This window comes from Acidocella aminolytica 101 = DSM 11237, assembly GCF_900129125.1.
Classification (GTDB): Bacteria; Pseudomonadota; Alphaproteobacteria; order Acetobacterales; family Acetobacteraceae; genus Acidocella; species Acidocella aminolytica.
Map to the genome: position 1 here is coordinate 54,064 of NZ_FQVJ01000017.1, position 16,415 is coordinate 70,478.

13 protein-coding genes and 2 pseudogenes are annotated in these 16,415 nt (G+C 56.5%); 12 read left to right on the forward strand and 3 right to left on the reverse strand.

Going from position 1 to position 16,415, the window contains the following annotated elements; all coding sequences use genetic code 11:
* The first annotated feature begins 60 nt into the window (after window positions 1-60).
* On the forward strand, window positions 61-2,463 hold the full coding sequence (locus BUB54_RS10665) for an ATP-binding protein (protein WP_048877461.1): 2,403 nt from the start codon (window positions 61-63) through the stop codon (window positions 2,461-2,463).
* A 32-nt stretch (window positions 2,464-2,495) separates the two neighbouring features.
* Here the strand turns inward: BUB54_RS10665 and BUB54_RS10670 are convergent, their stop codons facing one another.
* From BUB54_RS10670 to BUB54_RS10680, 3 genes are all read right to left on the reverse strand, one after another.
* The gene (locus tag BUB54_RS10670) at window positions 2,496-3,467 is read right to left on the reverse strand and encodes a crotonase/enoyl-CoA hydratase family protein (protein WP_048877460.1); all 972 of its coding nucleotides are present in this window, start codon (window positions 3,465-3,467) and stop codon (window positions 2,496-2,498) included.
* Window positions 3,468-3,819: 352 nt separating this feature from the next.
* Window positions 3,820-4,080 (reverse strand): hypothetical protein, encoded by a 261-nt coding sequence (locus BUB54_RS20775; protein WP_048877459.1) that lies wholly within the window; start codon window positions 4,078-4,080, stop codon window positions 3,820-3,822.
* A gap of 423 nt (window positions 4,081-4,503) precedes the next feature.
* A complete protein-coding gene (locus BUB54_RS10680) occupies window positions 4,504-5,691 on the reverse strand; it encodes a YbfB/YjiJ family MFS transporter (protein ID WP_048877458.1) in 1,188 nt (395 codons plus the stop codon).
* 108 nt (window positions 5,692-5,799) lie between these two features.
* On the opposite strand from BUB54_RS10680, the gene BUB54_RS10685 reads away from it, so the two are divergent.
* From BUB54_RS10685 to BUB54_RS10735, 11 genes and pseudogenes are all read left to right on the forward strand, one after another.
* Complete coding sequence (locus tag BUB54_RS10685) at window positions 5,800-6,675, forward strand: LysR family transcriptional regulator (protein ID WP_048877457.1); 876 nt, start codon at window positions 5,800-5,802, stop codon at window positions 6,673-6,675.
* 160 nt (window positions 6,676-6,835) lie between these two features.
* Window positions 6,836-7,063 (forward strand): annotated as a pseudogene (locus BUB54_RS22065) (IS3 family transposase); the annotation flags it as partial.
* A gap of 101 nt (window positions 7,064-7,164) precedes the next feature.
* Window positions 7,165-7,358 (forward strand): annotated as a pseudogene (locus tag BUB54_RS22070) (integrase core domain-containing protein); the annotation flags it as partial.
* Between the two features lie 984 nt (window positions 7,359-8,342).
* On the forward strand, window positions 8,343-9,839 hold the full coding sequence (locus BUB54_RS10700; protein ID WP_048877456.1) for an APC family permease: 1,497 nt from the start codon (window positions 8,343-8,345) through the stop codon (window positions 9,837-9,839).
* Window positions 9,840-9,869: 30 nt separating this feature from the next.
* Window positions 9,870-11,198, forward strand: coding sequence for a type I glutamate--ammonia ligase (locus BUB54_RS10705; RefSeq protein ID WP_048877455.1), 1,329 nt, complete (start codon window positions 9,870-9,872; stop codon window positions 11,196-11,198).
* 17 nt (window positions 11,199-11,215) lie between these two features.
* Window positions 11,216-12,706, forward strand: a complete 1,491-nt coding sequence (locus BUB54_RS10710) for a glutamine synthetase family protein (RefSeq protein ID WP_048877454.1) — start codon at window positions 11,216-11,218, stop codon at window positions 12,704-12,706.
* Window positions 12,707-12,767: 61 nt separating this feature from the next.
* Entirely contained in the window at window positions 12,768-13,973 is a 1,206-nt protein-coding gene (locus BUB54_RS10715; RefSeq protein ID WP_048877453.1) for a cytochrome P450, read from the forward strand.
* Entirely contained in the window at window positions 13,970-14,734 is a 765-nt protein-coding gene (locus tag BUB54_RS10720; protein WP_048877452.1) for a type 1 glutamine amidotransferase, read from the forward strand. Before BUB54_RS10715 ends, BUB54_RS10720 begins: the two co-directional genes overlap by 4 nt.
* 12 nt (window positions 14,735-14,746) lie before the next feature.
* A complete protein-coding gene (locus BUB54_RS10725) occupies window positions 14,747-15,565 on the forward strand; it encodes a PAS domain-containing protein (protein WP_048877451.1) in 819 nt (272 codons plus the stop codon).
* Complete coding sequence (locus BUB54_RS10730) at window positions 15,562-16,125, forward strand: PAS domain-containing protein (RefSeq protein ID WP_048877450.1); 564 nt, start codon at window positions 15,562-15,564, stop codon at window positions 16,123-16,125. Before BUB54_RS10725 ends, BUB54_RS10730 begins: the two co-directional genes overlap by 4 nt.
* A 50-nt stretch (window positions 16,126-16,175) precedes the next feature.
* Window positions 16,176-16,415, forward strand: a 240-nt coding sequence (locus BUB54_RS10735) for a helix-turn-helix domain-containing protein (protein ID WP_139284877.1), incomplete at its 3' end; no start/stop codon positions are given.

The window sequence follows — 16,415 nt, forward strand, 5'->3', positions numbered from 1 at the left end:
CGGAATGGGGCTCGTATTCTTGCGAAGCGTCTGCGAGGTCGGCCAGACAGCGAACATGAGATGAGTTTCAATCGCTTGGTTTTTGCGGGGCTCATCGTCCTTATTCTGTTGCCTGGGACAGGCAGCGCCAGTTCTCATCTCGCGCTGGCCTGGATGGTTGTTTATTTTGTCCTGGCATTTGGCGGGTTGGCTCACATCATCTGGCGCCCTGGCATTTGCCAGGCGCGCAGAGTTTACGCGCTGTTGTTAGATTGCGGCTTTCTTTCCTGGCAGTTGCATCTAGGCGGTGAGCGGGTGGCGTTGTTTTATCCCGTCTATCTTTGGGTCATTTTTGGGAATAGTTTTCGGTTCGGCATCAAGTTTCTGCTTCTCGCAGTGCCGGTTGCCACACTCAGCTTTCTGCTGGTCGTGCTCAGTACGCCATTCTGGTTTTCACAGCCGCATCTTTCCGCTGGACTGCTCATTGGGCTCGTTATCCTGCCGGCCTATGCGGGCACTTTGATCAAGAAGCTTTCTCTGGCCACCCTGGCGGCGGAGAAAGCCAATAAGGCTAAGAGCTTGTTCTTAGCTAGCGTTAGTCACGAGTTGCGCACGCCTTTAACGGCTATTATCGGCATGAACCAGATGTTGCGCACCACCGCGCTCGGTAGCGCCCAGAGGGAGATGGTCGAGACGGTGGACGTCGCGAGCCGCTCCCTGCAGACGCTGATCAACCAATTGCTTGATTTCTCCCGTATTGAAGCTGGACAAATGACCAGCACGATCGAGGAATTCGATCTGCTGACCTTGCTGATTGACGTACGGCGCATCGTCGAAAGCCAAGTTCGGGAAAAAAATTTGGCATTCACGATTCATGTCACGCCGCGTACGCCGCTTCGTGTAAAGACCAGTCGTCTGCAATTGCAGGAGATATTGGTGAATTTGGTCGGTAATGCCGTGAAATTCACCGAAGCCGGCAGTGTCGAGATCGCGCTGGACGGCCAGCTTATGGAGGGAAGTGAAGGCGAACTGACCTTGAGGGGAGAGATAGCGGATACAGGGATTGGCATTCCGGTTGAAGCGCAGGCCCGTATCTTTGAGAGCTTTACCCAAGGCGATGCCTCGATCCTCAACAAGTTCGGCGGAACCGGCCTGGGGTTGGCGATCACCCGCCGCCTAGTCGGAATTTTGGGTGGTGATATCACGGTTGAAAGCAAGGTCGGGGAGGGGAGCCTGTTTAGGTTCCATATTAAGGCCCTCCGCGCCACCGAGGAGGCTTGGCAGCCGCCCGCCGGTAAGGTCGGGCTGCACGTACGTAACCCGCTGAAGAGGTCCCTATTGCGCACAACCCTCACCGCTATGGGTGTGAAGGTGGAGTTGATGAAGCCGGCCAACGCCGCGTCCGCTGAGGAAAGCGGTGTAAGCATGGTTGTGGAATATTACGCCGATGGCGAGATGGTGGACATGCCGAGCGGGGGGCTCCCTCGGACAATTCTTATCCAGCCATCCGCAGCGCCGGGGCTACCGGAGCGTGCCATTCGGCAGCGCTGCGTGACTCTGCTGTCAGACGATTTCTCGGATCAGGAATTGCAGCAGGCACTGCTTATCGCTAGCCGGTTCAGTGTGTCTGAGATGAGCGCCTCTCGGGAGGGTGAGATACTAACGGCGCCAGTGCTGCCGCCTTTGCCAGTCTCTCTCATCAGTCGTGATGTGCTGTTGGTGGATGATAACCGCATTAATCAGCGCGTGTTCACCCGTATTCTGGAAGCCGCGGGACATAAGGTGACAGTGGCGGATGACGGTAACCGCGCCATCGATATGCTGGAGCGTGAGGGGGAACGATTTGATATTGTTCTGATGGACTTCAATATGCCCGGCATGGACGGGCTGGAAGTGACCAAGTTGTATCGATTGATGTCACTTGGCCAGACACGATTGCCGATTATTGGTCTGACAGCGGATGCCTTTGCCCAGGCGAACGGGGATTGGCGTAATGCCGATATGGATGACTGCCTAGTGAAGCCTGTGGCACCACAGGATTTGGTGGCGGTAGTTGAAAAAATGGCCCGTGTGCGTCAGGGGCAATCATCCGCTGCGCCCGTTGAGGCGCGGGCCAAGCAGAACATCCCAGCTTTGGATGAGGCGATCATCGCCAATCTGCGGCAGTTAGGAGATAGCCAATTCCTGCATGAGCTGCTTTCTGACTTTCTTGCCGATGCGGAGAACCTGATCGATCAGTTGGTCGCTGACGCGGCGCGCGGCGACAGCCCGGAATTTCGTAACCATGCTCATGCTTTGCGGAGTAGTGCTGCAAATGTCGGCGCTAAGGGGTTGGGGGAGCTATGCACCAACTGGCACGGGCTGCGGGGGACTGAACTGAGAGCACAGGCGGCATCGTTTGCCGCCCGTGCGGATGTTGAATTGAAGATGACTAGGCAGGCCGTTATGGCCTTGGGCACGATCCGCAGGGTAAATAATCAATGATTTTATACCCCGCTTGTTCGTAGCCTCGGCTATTACTCTGCAGCCATGATTATGGATGGCTGAGGAAGCATCGCCGCCAAGCGGCGGTCCTGTGCTGCGCAGAGTCTGTCCATCTTACGCAGGTCCGCTTCCGTCAGGTTCAAGGCGGCTTCCGCCCAGATATCGACCACATCGATCAACTCCTCCAGCGTCACCGGGTTGACCCTGCGCCGCGCGCGGTAGGTGGACATATGGGCGTTAAATTTCCGGTTATGATGGGAGATATAATCCTGTATGGTCTGCTCACCTTGCCCATCTTCCGCCAATACATCGACCACACCGATCTCGAACAACTCTTCAGCTGAATAAATCCGGCCGGAGAGGATCATTTCTTCCGCGCGCTTGCGGTCGATCCGGCGGGAAAGGAAGCTGTAAGCCCCCATGCCGGGAAACATATTGAACAGGATTTCGGGGAGGCCAAGTTTGGCGCTGCGTTCCGCGACGATCATGTCGAAGGACAAAGCGTGCTCAAAACCGCCGCCGAGGGCATCACCCTGCACCAACGCCATGGTAATAACAGGAACATCAAAGGCAATTGCGTTGCGGTGGATCGCTTTCACTGCAACGTGCCCATAATGGCGCAGTGCCTCTAAATCCCCCTGACGGATGCGCTGTGCGAAATGGCCGAGATCGCCACCAAGGTTATAAATGCCCGGAACTGCCGACGCCATCACAAACCATGAAAACGGCATGTCTTCCCGGCGTGGAGACCGGGCGAAGGACGAGGTGATCAAATTCTGCATCTCGCCGATATCTTGCATGAGTTCGTGAGTATAAGAGGGCCGCCCCTGCGGCTGCATGAAGCACCAGCAGGCGCTGCTGGGCATATCCAGTTCCAGCCGGAGATTGTCGAAGCGCCGCGTAAGAAGGTCTTGAAATGAAAGCTGGTATATATCCTTGTTCTGCTGGCAGGAGGAGGTCGCGTTCTGAAGGCTGGATACAGTGGTAAAATCAACGAAGTTCATTGCATCTCTCCATAGGTTAAGGCTTCTCCGTCAGGCATTTTGGTAGGCGCCCCCCTTCCGCCTGACGGTTGCATGCAGAATATGACCTGAAATTGGTGGTAGAGCTGAAAAAACTTTGACACTGTGAGGCGGTACCATGGCCTCCTCTAACGAGGTTTTGTCTAAGTATATGATATAATTTATAAAAATGAATGGATGAGGTGAAGCGGTTCTGCTTGTGGTTTTGTCTAACCTCGGCTTCGGCCATTTTTTCGACAAGCCGGTTGGAGTGAGCATGGGGAGTGACCAGAGCCGTCGCGGGTTCGGGGGCGTTAGTCTTTCTATACGCCGACGGCTGACTTACGCTTTGTCTTTAATATTGTCGCATGGCAGCGATTTGTCTCAAAACAAAGATTTTCTCCCGAATAACCAGGAAGAAGGGCTGTTGAGCATTGCTGGCTTGAGCTAGCGGCGCACCTTTTAAGGCTCCCGACCGGAGGCGTGCGATAATAAGGTGCCACATTCCAGCCAACTGGAGTTTTATATGGCGATTTTGTGCTGGCTGCAGAGGAGGTCCAATAACACGGCTAGCCTTCTTGGTTGCCCATGCCGCGTGTTGTTTTACGACGGTCATTCAATTCTTATGCGAATATATCGATTCGTCGCCTGTTTGTGTGGTACGCGTATCGCCAGGGAGACTGGAGTTTCGGTGATGAAAGTTCTTTCAATCCCGCCGAAATTGTAGTGGCAGCGGAAACGCCCACATATAGTATTCTTCTTTTAAAGGCAGATGCTACTGTGGTTCGCTGGGCGGCGAGACGGAAGGACCTATAATGCTGTTCGCATTGCGGAAGTTGTCAGGCTTTTTTCTGTGAACCGGACGGATGGCATAACGCAAGCACGGTGAACGGCGCGCGTATTTAGCGCTTTTATTGCACCAAGACCGATGGAGTCAGGCCCACCAAAATTGGAAAGCGCCGTTGCCAAAGTTTTTGTTGAGGTGCGGGTCGTTGCCGCTTGAGTGACGTTCCCAGCGCTGTCCAACAGTTCCAGGGGCTCATTCATTTCTGCATCCGGCAGTAAGATCGATGACGAAAGCGAATATCATAGCTAGCGTGCCGACGATGAAAAGTAACTGGTAATCACCGGTCCGAGAGAAGATATACGACAGGCCATAGGCAGCGGCGGCCTGGAAAATCGCAAAGCTCACCGTCGCCTTGCTCCAGGCGGCCTTTTGCTCGGCCGGGTGATGAGCAAGCAGTTCGTGCACACGCCCGAGCACCAACGGCACGATACCCGGCGTAAACGCGCCGACGATGACGCTGGACAGCATGAGTGAGGACGCTCCACCACTCAAAGTAGGTAACAGAACAGCGCCAGCTTCAATGAGATACGTGACGCGCAGAACACGCGCAAACCCCAACCGGTCCGCCACGTGCCCGTTTAGGATTGGGCCGACCACGGCGCCTAGTCCAAATAATACCCAGTATTCCGCGCCAGTACGCAATCCTAGCCCCAGCCCCCGTGCGATGAAATCGACCAGGAACAGCATATGCGGCACCAGCCCCACTGCGTTGAGCGCATATTCGGCATAGAGCGCCCGCAAAGCAAGCGAGTTAGGCGTTTTACGAGGCTTTGTTTGAGGCGCTTTTTGTTCCGCGGGCCACCCACGCCATGAAACTAGTGTCAGCAGCAGGGAGATGGCGCCAAGCCCCATCCAGCTTTGCCGTAGCCCCTGGCTCAAGAGTAATGGCACGAGCGTGCCAGAGGCAGCGATGCCCGCGCCAACGCCCATAAAGATAACGCCCCCGGCAAGGCCACGTCGGGATGGTGGCAGATGTGGCAATACAGTGGGGGCTGCAAGAACCATCAGTACACCGCCAGCAAGTCCAGCGCAGAAGCGCCAGATGAAAAACCACGAAAAATCAAGTGGATAGGCGCAGGAGAAGAAGGACAAAGTCGCCAATCCCATCATCGTCCTAAGTGTTGAAGTGGCTGTCATCCGCGCCGCGAGCGGCCGGCCCGCGAGCGCGCCTGCCAGATATCCTGCGAGATTTGCCGCCCCTAGATACACTGCCGCTGAAGGCTGAAACCAATGTGCCCCAATGATGGCAGGCAGCAGGGGCGTATAGGCGAACCGAGCCAAGCCGATCCCGACTAGGCTTGCGCAGAAGCCCGATAAAATCCCCATCCAAGCGCGGTTTGCCCGGATGGTGGTCTGATCCTTGGTGGTTGATGCATCCATAACTACCTCTTGAGCGTCGAATTGCGTTGAGATAGCCACGGCAAAGAATCTTATAAAACGAATTTATAAGATACAATCTATCTAGTTTTGTGATATGTTGTGTTGGCTATGGATGCATCCGATCTGAAAATTTTTGAAGCCGTCGCTCGGTTGGGCAGCATGAAGCGTGCCGCTGAGGAGCTGAATACGGTCCAATCTAACGTGACGGCCCGGATCAAGGCGCTGGAGGATGATCTCGGTCTATCCTTGTTTCAGCGCCATGCACGAGGCGTCAAGGCAACCGGGCCGGGGCAGCGTATGCTGCCCTTTGCCGGGCGGGTGGCGAAGTTGCTGGCCGATGCGCGGGCGGCGGCGAAGGATGACGGTATGCCAAACGGGCCGCTACAAATCGGCAGTCTGGAGACGACAACAGCCCTGCGCCTAGCTCCGCTGCTTAGTCGCTTCACTCTTGCTTATCCCGAAGTCCAGCTCGTCGTGACTACCGGCACAACCGCACGGTTGGTAACAGACGTACTGGAATACAGGGTGGATGGTGCTTTTGCCGTAGGGCCGATAGAGCACCCAGACTTGGAGCGGCAGGTGGCTTTCACGGAGGAGTTGGTTCTCGTTACGCCACCCACTGTCACCGTCCCCCAGGCGCTGGCGAAGAGCGGTACATTGCGGACCATCGTTTTTCAGTATGGCTGCTCCTACCGGCAGAAACTGGAAGCAATCTTGTCCAGCATGGGCATCGCCAACGCTAAACCGCTTGAGCTCGGTTCGCTCGACGCAATGATAGCCTGTGTTTCCGTAGGGGTGGGGGTGACGCTTTTGCCCAGGAGGGTTGTCGCCCATGCGGTGAAAGAAAACAAAGTTTTGGCGCATGCGCTACCGCAAATACAATCGCATGCGGAAACGCTCTTTATTCGACGGAAGGATACCTACACTTCCAGTGCTATGAAAGCGTTTCTGAAATTGTGTGAGGCACAGGAGGAGGTTGGCTGAGTGGATGCTTTGCCCAAAATTGAAGGATAAAAATAGTGCACTGATCGACAGGTAGTTTACATTCTGGTGGAACCTTGAACTTGGGAAGACGGCGATGGTGAAGGGGCCTGCTGTTGCTATCATCCTGGATGCTGCTCAGAAAGCAGCCCTGACTGCGCTGGTCCGCAAGCGTGGCCGGCGCAAACGGGCGGTGGGCACACGCTCACCAATTATGGTGTTCGATCAGCCGAACCAGCGCTGGGCCTGGGTTTCGTGTCGGACGCGCTGAACAATGGACGGAGCTTCCGCGGTTTGACGGTGGTGGATGACTCTATGCGCGAATACCTGGCGCTGGTGGCCGACACCTCTCTGTCAGGAGAAAGGCTCGGTCGCGAACTCAACCAGATCGGCGAACGCCCAGCCATCAGCTGATCCAGAAGGTCTTTGTCGATGCTCATACGTGAATCTCCTATTCAAGTCGTTACCACGTCAGCGCACAAAATTCAGGATAGTCCCGGTAAGCCGCAGCAGAATGCGGTTGTAGATAGCTTCAACGGTCGATTCCGTGATGAATGCCTCAACGTGTCCCTATTGAGCAACCTGGGTCACGCCTGGTCTGTCATCGAGGCGACTATAATGCTGTCAGACCACACATCAGCCTTGGCGGCATGACGCCAGAGGCTTTGGTTCGACACGCAAGCTAGGCATATATCAATCCACGGTCCTAACTTAAAGATGAGGGCATGTTGGGGGACGGGGTAATGCCGCCTACCTACGATTTCAGAAAGCCTCCTTCTACCTTACCGAATAAGCAGCACAAGCTTGCTGGCCTGCCGCTCCACTGCACATCGATGCCGCTAGGGGGGCCACGCCATCTCTCCTGGCGGAGGTTCTCATTTTCCCGCCTCTGGCAGAGCCACCTTGTCAGCGGTGATATGCCGATACCAAGATCCTCGGCTATCGCCCGGCGAGTGTACCCGCTCGTGCGGACCAGCCGAACCGCCCCATCTTCAACGTCCCGGATATACCGTTGCGCCATGAGGGAGTTGCCCTTCTATACAATAAGGGGCTCCACTTTCGTGAAGCAAGTCCGCTTGGAATATGCTAACAAAAAACGCGAATTTGCACAGCCTCGGTCGTCTCCCGCCAGTACGACCGGCGCCCGTTGATCGTAGTTAATCTTATTTCCTGCTCCAAAGCTGCCAGACCGTTGTCGGTCTATCTTGTCGATATAATTAGATGGCACGGTTCCTCTGGCGGATGTGCCGATAAATTTAATCCTATTCTGCGTAGTCGCTAAGCATCTTTCTTGGTGTTTGTGTATCGCAACAAAAAGCTTTAGAGCTGACGCTGGCTAGCTGCTGTGAAATGCCTTGAGGTTTGCGGAGGCGAGCAGGTTGACAGCTATGTACATTATCCTGAGAGGCACAACCACTACAGTTGCAAATTTGCGCGACACTCTTCGGCGTTTTTGCAAAATAAACTCAGCAAGAAAAATAAAACCATAAACTTCAGTAAGTTATTTTTGGCACGATGGTTGCTCATCCCCCCCATGTTCATCTTGCGATGGGCACGGGAAGATCCCCGCCATGACCGGTCCAATAAAACCCGGCGCGGAGGGGAGACGCAAATCACACGGCTCAAGGAATGAGCGGTTTTTTGATGTCTAATGTTCAAGGGAGTTGTTGATGGAACCACATGAGCATCGCGCAGATGCCATTCACGTCGCATCAGACGACGTGCAATTGGCAGCGCTTGGATATAGTTCGAATTTCGACCGCACCATGTCCGTATGGCAGAATTTTGCCCTGGGCTTCACGTATCTTTCACCGGTCGTCGGTGTTTATTCTGTATTCGCTTTTGGACTGCAGGCTGGCGGTCCACCGATGATCTGGTCTTACGTCATTGCCGGTCTTGGCCAGTTTCTGGTGGCCCTGGTGTTTGGTGAGGTCGTCTCACAATTTCCTATCTCAGGTGGGCTATACCCCTGGGCGCGCCGTCTGGTTGGGCGGCGCTGGGCTTGGATGGCAGGCTGGCTCTACGGTTGGGCGCTATTCACGACCATCGCTGCTGTTACTCTGGGAGCTGGACCGTTTCTGGCTACCCTATTCGGGGTCAATAATACTCCGATTTTTACCACCATTGCGGCCCTGGCGTTACTTGGGTTGTCCACTGTTATCAACATGCGCGGTACCAAGTTGCTCGCCCAAGTGGCGATGTTCGGCTTCATATGCGAGTTGGTTGGCGCGATCGTGGTGGGAGTAGATTTATTTACGATGCACCGTGAGCAGCCGCTATCAGTTGTGTTTAATACCTTCGGTATTCAGGGAACGGGTTCCTACTGGCCTGCGTTTCTCGCGGCAGCATTGGTTGGGTTGTTCTGCTGCTACGGCTTCGAAGCTTGTGGGGATGTAGCGGAAGAGACCCCGAACCCGGGCGTTAAGATTCCCAAAGCCATGCGAATGACAATTTATGTTGGCGTTGGTGCTTCCATCTTCGTCTGCTTGGCGTTGATTATGGCGATCCCTAACATGGGCGACGTCATCTCTGGTAAGGTCGCTGATCCGATCGGCGAAGTGCTTGCCAACGCGTTCGGTCCAATTGGCGCAAAGGCGGTTATCGTAGTGGTAATGGTCTCGTTTATGTCATGCGTGCTCAGTCTGCAGGCCGCCGTCAGCCGTCTGCTCTTTGCCTATGCGCGCGATAGAATGATCGTCGGCAGCACCTTTCTCACCCGTTTGGCCAAGCATGCTCATGTACCCGAGGGGGCGTTACTGGTGGCCGGTCTGGTTCCGGCAGCCATCGTCGTCATTGGCTATTTCCTGCAAAACGCTCTGGCTACGGTTCTAAACTTTGCGGTGATTGGCATCTATCTGTCCTTCCAAATGGTAGTCGTCGCAGCCCTGTATGCCCGTGCCCGCGGCTGGCAACCGGGTGGTCACTTCCGCCTTGGAGCCTGGGCCTGGCCCGTGAACATCCTGGCGCTCGGATATGGCGTTTCCGCCATTGTCAACATGGCTTGGCCACGCACGCCTTCCGAAGCCTGGTACCTGAACTGGTCTATGCCTCTCACGGTGGTGATCATCGGTGGGGCCGGCGTTTTCTACATGCTGGCCGGGCGGCCGTATGAGCGCGGCTCCGCGCCCTATGGCGATGCGGCGGAATTGCACAAGCGCCTACGCTGATCCTGATCCTCTAGCTAAAAGATTATAAAAATGATGACTGAACTGACGGCCGGGGCTATAGCTCCGGATCCGCGAGGCGCGGCTTGTTTCCATGTCGTTCTGCCCGATATCGATGGTGGCTTGCGTGAGCGTCGCATCTCCCGCGAGACATTCTCCACTATCGTGCGTAGCGGAGGCAGCTTCTGCAACGTGCTGCACAAATGGGATGCGGTCGATAATGTGTTCGGTAACGCACCGTTCGAGAGCGAGACGGTGGCCGTAGACGAGGCATCCTATAGACCTTATCCGTTCGAACCCAATGCGGCTTGGGTGGTCACCGACTTTACCGGCCCTTCTGCAGAGACCAGCACCCGTAACGTGCTGATCCGGCAGATTGAGAAAGCGACAAAGCTTGGTTTTTCCATACAGGCGGCTTTCGAGTTCGAGTGGCTGGTATTCGAGGAAAATGCGGCCAGCCTACGCGCTAAGAACTATGAAGGGTTGAAACCATTTGCCGTTGATAATCGCTGCTGGGATACGCTCTCCGGTGCAGCCAATGCCGACCTGATTGCGGCGTTAGATGCTGTGCTGTGCTCGGCGGATGTCACCACTGCCGGGTTAGGTATGGAATTGGGCAAAGGTTGCATGGAAGCCACGCTGCACCATACTAGCCCGCTGCGCGCCGCCGATGATGCGGTATTCTTCAAGGCCGTCACCAAAGCATTTTTCCGTCAACGGGGGATGTCCGCCTGCTTCATGGCGCAGTCGGACGCAACCGCTCCTGGTTTGTCAGGTCATATCCAGCTTTCCATGTTGGACGCATCAGGCAAAAATATCTTCGCCGCCGGACCGGGCGAACTCACCGAGGCGGGGCAGCATTTCGTCGGCGGCGTACTGAAACTGTTGCCAGAGGCGCTGGCGCTGTCTGCGCATACGGTGAACGCCTATCGTCGCATGACGCCAGGCAATTGGGCACCGCGCACCGCCACCTGGAGCCGGGGCGGCTATACCACGGCCATCCGCGCCGTTACCGAACCGTTGGCCGCTCCGCGCCTCGAATTCCGTATTCCCGCTGCCGATGTGAACCCCTGGTTAGGTTTAGGCTTTTTCCTAGGTGCTGGCCTGTGGGGTATCGCAAATCGTATTGAACCGCCCGAGGCCGTACGTGCCTCGGGCAATGAAGCGGCGTTGCCGGGCCGAGCGGAGCTGCCGCGCGATCTTTTTACCGCTGTTCAGGCTTTGGTCGCTAGTGATACCGCCGCCGTACTGTTTGGTCAGCAATTCATCGACCGCTTCGTGCAGTCGCGTCTGCATGAGGTTGAAGCCCTTCGCCGCGCCGTAAGCGTAGCCGAAAAGTCCCGTTATTTCGAATCAGCTTAAACCGAGGAACGCCGCAAATGGATGCTGTTACCTTTACCCGTAAATCTGACCTCGATACCTTCGTCGCCGATCCGCTACGCGCAGAGCGTATTCGGCAGGTTTCCGCAAAAATCAAGGCGTTACGAATTGACCATGTGTACTACCAATTCGTCTCCGCCACAGGACGCGTGATGGGCAAAGCCGTGCCTGCTGCGCATTGGGAGAGCATTGCCAATAAGGGCGTTCAGCTCTGGTACGGCGCGGTGGCTGATGTCTGCGCCGACCGACGCGGCAATTATATCGGCTACCCCTCAAACGCCGCTGAACTAGTGGCGCTGCCTGACCCTGAGACATTCGTGCAATTGCCCTGGAACAAGCGCGTGGGACGCGTATTCTGCACCCTATTCCGCCACCGTGAGGAAGATGTGGACGCGGGCGCGTTCCTCACCTCTGACTGCCGCGGGAATCTTCGCCGCATTCATCAGGATTTTAAGGCAAAGTACGGGATGGAATTACGTGTCGGCTGCGAGCCGGAGATGATGTGGCTCAAGCGCGGCGAGGACGGCAAAGCCGCTGGCGGCGTAACCAAACCCTACGCCTATCATATTGATCAGTTCGAGCAACTCTCGCCCGTAATCATGCGGGTTCATGATTACGCGCGTGCCATGGGGCTGGACATGATTCAGGGCGACCATGAGGACGCTCCCGGCCAACTTGAGTTGAACATCATGTACGACGACGTGCTGCGCAACGCTGACCGTCTGATCACGTACAGGCAGATCTGCGCTCAGGTGGCGCGTGAGTTTAACCTTATCGCCACTTTTATGACCAAACCGTTCATGGGCGCCTCCGCCAATGGCTGTCACCACAATGTGTCGCTGTGGTCAGGTGGTGAGGAGAGGTTGAACCGGCTGGAGTTCGAGGACGATCTGCCTGGCATGGACGAGATGTTCAGCTACCGCAAGGGCGGCACTAATGAGTTCCTGCGCCCCACTGGAGAGTGGATGCCAACTCAAATTGGCCTGCACTGCATTGGCGGTATGATCGAGCATCTGCCCGCACTCACCGCGCTTGGCTCTTCGACCGTGAATTCGTATCGTCGTATGTCTGATCTTGGCTATTGGGCGCCAATCTATGCTGATTGGGGCATGCAGAACCGTACCGTTGGTATCCGTGTTTCCGCTCCTGGCCGGGTGGAATATCGTGCAGTGGATAGCTTGGTGAATCCGTACCTTATGGGCAGTGCGCTATTGCGCACCTTTGACGATGGTTTGAAAAGCCAGCGCGATCCCGGCCAGCCGGAGCAGAGAAACATATATGAAGCGATGGAGGCGGGTAAGCAGGTCAAACGCCTGCCGACCGATCTCGGTACGGCCATTGCTGCGTTGGAGGAGGATGAGGTGGTGATGAGCGCGTTGCCAGGTGAAATGGCGCGCGTCTATATGGAACTCAAGCGCGACGAATGGGAGCGCTTTATCTCCACCGTAACCGAGTGGGACTTCAACCGCTATCTTGAAATGGTCCCGTAATGTTCCCGTTTGCACCGGGGTGGTATGCGCCGTCCCGGCTCGTATCGATAAGGACGGACAGATGAGTGTCACATTAGCTGCCGACTTTCTTAACGTCGCTGACCCGACGTTTTCCATTCGCTCCCAAGAGGTACGCAACGCGCGGGAGCGCAATTGGTACGCCCGCACTCCTTACGGCCTTGCCATATTGCGCTATGCTGAGGTGAACGCGTTGATCAAGGACACGCGTCTGCGTCAGGGCAGCTACGCCTGGCCTGCACATAACGGTGTAACCGATGGCGCCTTCAAACTCTGGTGGGACAATATTTTGCTCAACAAGGAAGGTGCTGATCACGTCCGCCTGCGCAAGCTCATTATGGCCGCTTTCTCACCCAAGCTGCTTAAGGGGCTTACCCCGCGTTTCGAGGCGCTGGCGAACGAGTTGCTTGATGGCTTCATTGACACCGGACGCTGCGAGTTCATGGGTGATTTCTCCGAGCCTTACGCCACCCGTGTGATCTGCATGCTGCTAGGCACGCGGGATGCAGATTGGCGTATGATTGCCAACTGGGCGACACAGATGGGCATGGCGCTAGGGGTAAACTATAAGCGTGACCAGAAGGTCGTGGACACTGCAACCCAGGCGCTGATGGACTATTCACGTGAACTAATCCGTGAGCGTCGCATCAAGCCGGGCGAAGATTTTCTGACTCAGCTCGTCCAGGCTTCAGATAAGGACGGTGCGTTAAGCGATGCCGAATTGCTCGACATTATTGTGCTGGCGATCTTCGGCGGCATTGACACCACCCGTAACCAGCTTGGTCTTGGCGTGCAGATGTTCATCGAACATCCCGACCAGTGGGATTTGCTCGCTAAACAGCCAGAGCTTTCCGCACAGGCGGTGGAGGAGGTGATGCGTACGCGCCCCACTGTCACCTGGGTCACTCGGGAGGCGGTGGAGAATTTCGAATTCCAGGGCCTAAACATCAAAGCTGGGACCACTGTGCATTTGTTCTCCGAATCCGCTGGTTCTGACCCGCGAATGGTCGAGAATCCGGGCTTCGATATCGCTGCCCGCCGTCCACTGCATTTCGGCTTTGGTATGGGGGGACATCACTGTCTAGGTCATGCCGTGGCGCGGTCCGACATGGCGGTGGTGCTGCGCGTCTGGCCCGTGAGGGTGACCGCCCTAGCTAATGACGGGCCGGGTCAGTGGCTTCCTGATAGCGGCAATACCGGCCCCCTCTCACTGCCCATCACGTTCCAGCGCCGGGGAGGCGTAGCATGACCGCTAAGCCCCGCCTCGCCTATATAGCGCAGTTTGCACATCCTGGCACTTACGATCAATCCAAGTGGGTGCGCGTGTTGGGCCGCGATGATGAGACCATTGGCTTCAAGGCGCTTCTAGACTCTTCTGGGTTGGCTGATGCGTTCGAATATATCGGCGTGTCCGCGCATCAGGGCGAGGCTATCTCCCTCGACTACGACGTGGCCGTGCTTGGCGGCAGTTTCGCTTCGGTGACCGACGATTACCCCTGGCAGCGCGAGATTCAGAAATGGCTGACCGCTTGGCGTCGCACGCGCAAGCCATTGATGGGCATTTGCGGCGGACATCAACAGATGTCCGTAAATCTCGGCGGCCATGTAGGCAAAATTCCTGAGGGGCCGGTGGTAGGCAGTTTGCCCGTCGACCGCACCGAGGCTGGGCGTCGACACTTTCTGTTCCAAGGCTTTAGCGACCACGCGCCCTTCTTCTTCGGCAATTTCGAACATGTCGACAATGCCCCACCAGGCTCTATCACCTTGGCTATGCGCCACGGTTTGCCTCATGCGGCGCTGGACTATGGCGGCGGTTGGGTCTCGGTGCAGTTTCATCCAGAAACAACCTGCGACCGGATGGCGACGTGCTGGGCCGAACTCGATCCCGAACAGTCCCGCCGCTACAGTTTTATCCCAGATTGCCAGCGCATGGTGGAGAACTTTCTTCGTCACGCCCTTGAAGCGCGTTGCGAAAACGCACGGGTCAGCGCAATATTGCGGAATGGTTGAAAAGGGCGCAGCTTGACGGCACGACAAAATGGCGGGCTGGCGAACGAGCCAGACTGGGGTGACTTCATCAGCGATCTGTTGGTGGATGTTGTGGACGCGGCGGGGCGTGTCGTTTGGGTGAACGACACGCAGGCCGAGAGCCTAGGGTTGTTGCCTGCCGAGATGGTGGGGCTGAACATCGAAGCCTACTACGCCCCGGCCTCGACGGAGGCGCTACGCGAGCTGTGCGCCCGCTCTCTTCCTGGCGGGTTCATAACCACGTTGGAACTGGACCTTATTGGCCAGAGCGGCCGGCGCTTGCGTACATTGGCGCGTTGCCGCAAGTTCTCGCACGCTGGGCAGACTTGTTTCCGGCTTATCAAACTCAACCTCGGTCATGTCGGCCGGGTATATGATGATCTCCAAGCTGATAACGATTTGTTCCGCCGCATCATAGCCGATGCTAGCGAGGCACATTGGTGCATTGAGTTCCTGGAGCCTGTGGACATCAACCGCCCACGTGAGGAGGTAGTAGACCAGATATTTGCTAACCGTTCGATCTGGCGTGTAGCCAACCCGGCCATGCTGGCCCTGTACGCGCTGCCCGACGCCGGTGAGTTCCGCTCTTTTGACGTCCGCCTTTACTGGCCTCGCACGCCGGAGAACGAAGCATTTGTCGGGCAGATTATCGATGCCAATTATCGCATTGACGCAGCCATCTCTTCGGACCGCCGCCATGATGGCACCACCGTGAATTTGGAGAATGACGTGCGGGCTGAAATCCGTGAGGCGTTCCTCTACCGTATTTGGGGCAACTGCCGGTTGTTCCCTTCGCTGGCTCAAACAATATGACCCGCCCCACCGAGATTAGCCCCTTCCGCCTTGGCATCAGGGGGCAGGAGACGGTATCCGACGAAACACTCACCGACTTGTTCGGGTTGGCTGCGTTCCGCATCTTTGCTGCTGCCTTGCCTGATCCGCTTCTGGCCGTAGATGCGGATGATAATATTTTGTTTTTGAATACGGCGATGGCGCAGCTCTCGGGCATTCCCGCAGCCGGCGCCGAGCGGCTGCCGCTGTCTAATTTCCTCCGCCAAGCCGGGTTCCGGCTGGAAGAAAGCCTTGAGGATGAAGGGCGTGTTGATGGGCGGGCTCGATTAGTTTCCATTGCCGACGGCCGGTCTCTGCCGGTGCAGCGCCGCGTCCTGGCCAGTGGCGAGTTGGCTCGTGGACATTGGCTTTATATTGTTCGCTCAAGTGAAACGCCGCCCCTCCCGCGCCGTACTATCCGTGCCGGCTCCCGCGTTACCGATGGAGCGGAGTTGGCCTTGCCGCGGGGACTAAAGGAGCAGGTGCAGCGTGCCACCAGGGCGTATCGGCGCGGGGTACGGATTTTGCTGCTAGTGTCCTGATCGGAAAGTAGTCTACATTCTGGCTAAACCTTAAACTTGGGGAGGCTAGGATGTCGAAGGGTCGTGCGGTTGCTGTCATGTTGGATGATGCTGAGGAAGCTGCCCTGACGGCTCTGATCCGCAAGCATGGAGCGCCACAGTCGCTGGCATTACGTGCCCGCATCGTGCTTGCCGCGGCGGACGGTCTAACCAACAAGGATATTGCGACGAAGCTGAATGTCTGCGCCCATACCGCTGGCGTGTGGCGCAATCGGTTTGCTCGCGATGGTCTGGATGGGCTGTACGATGAG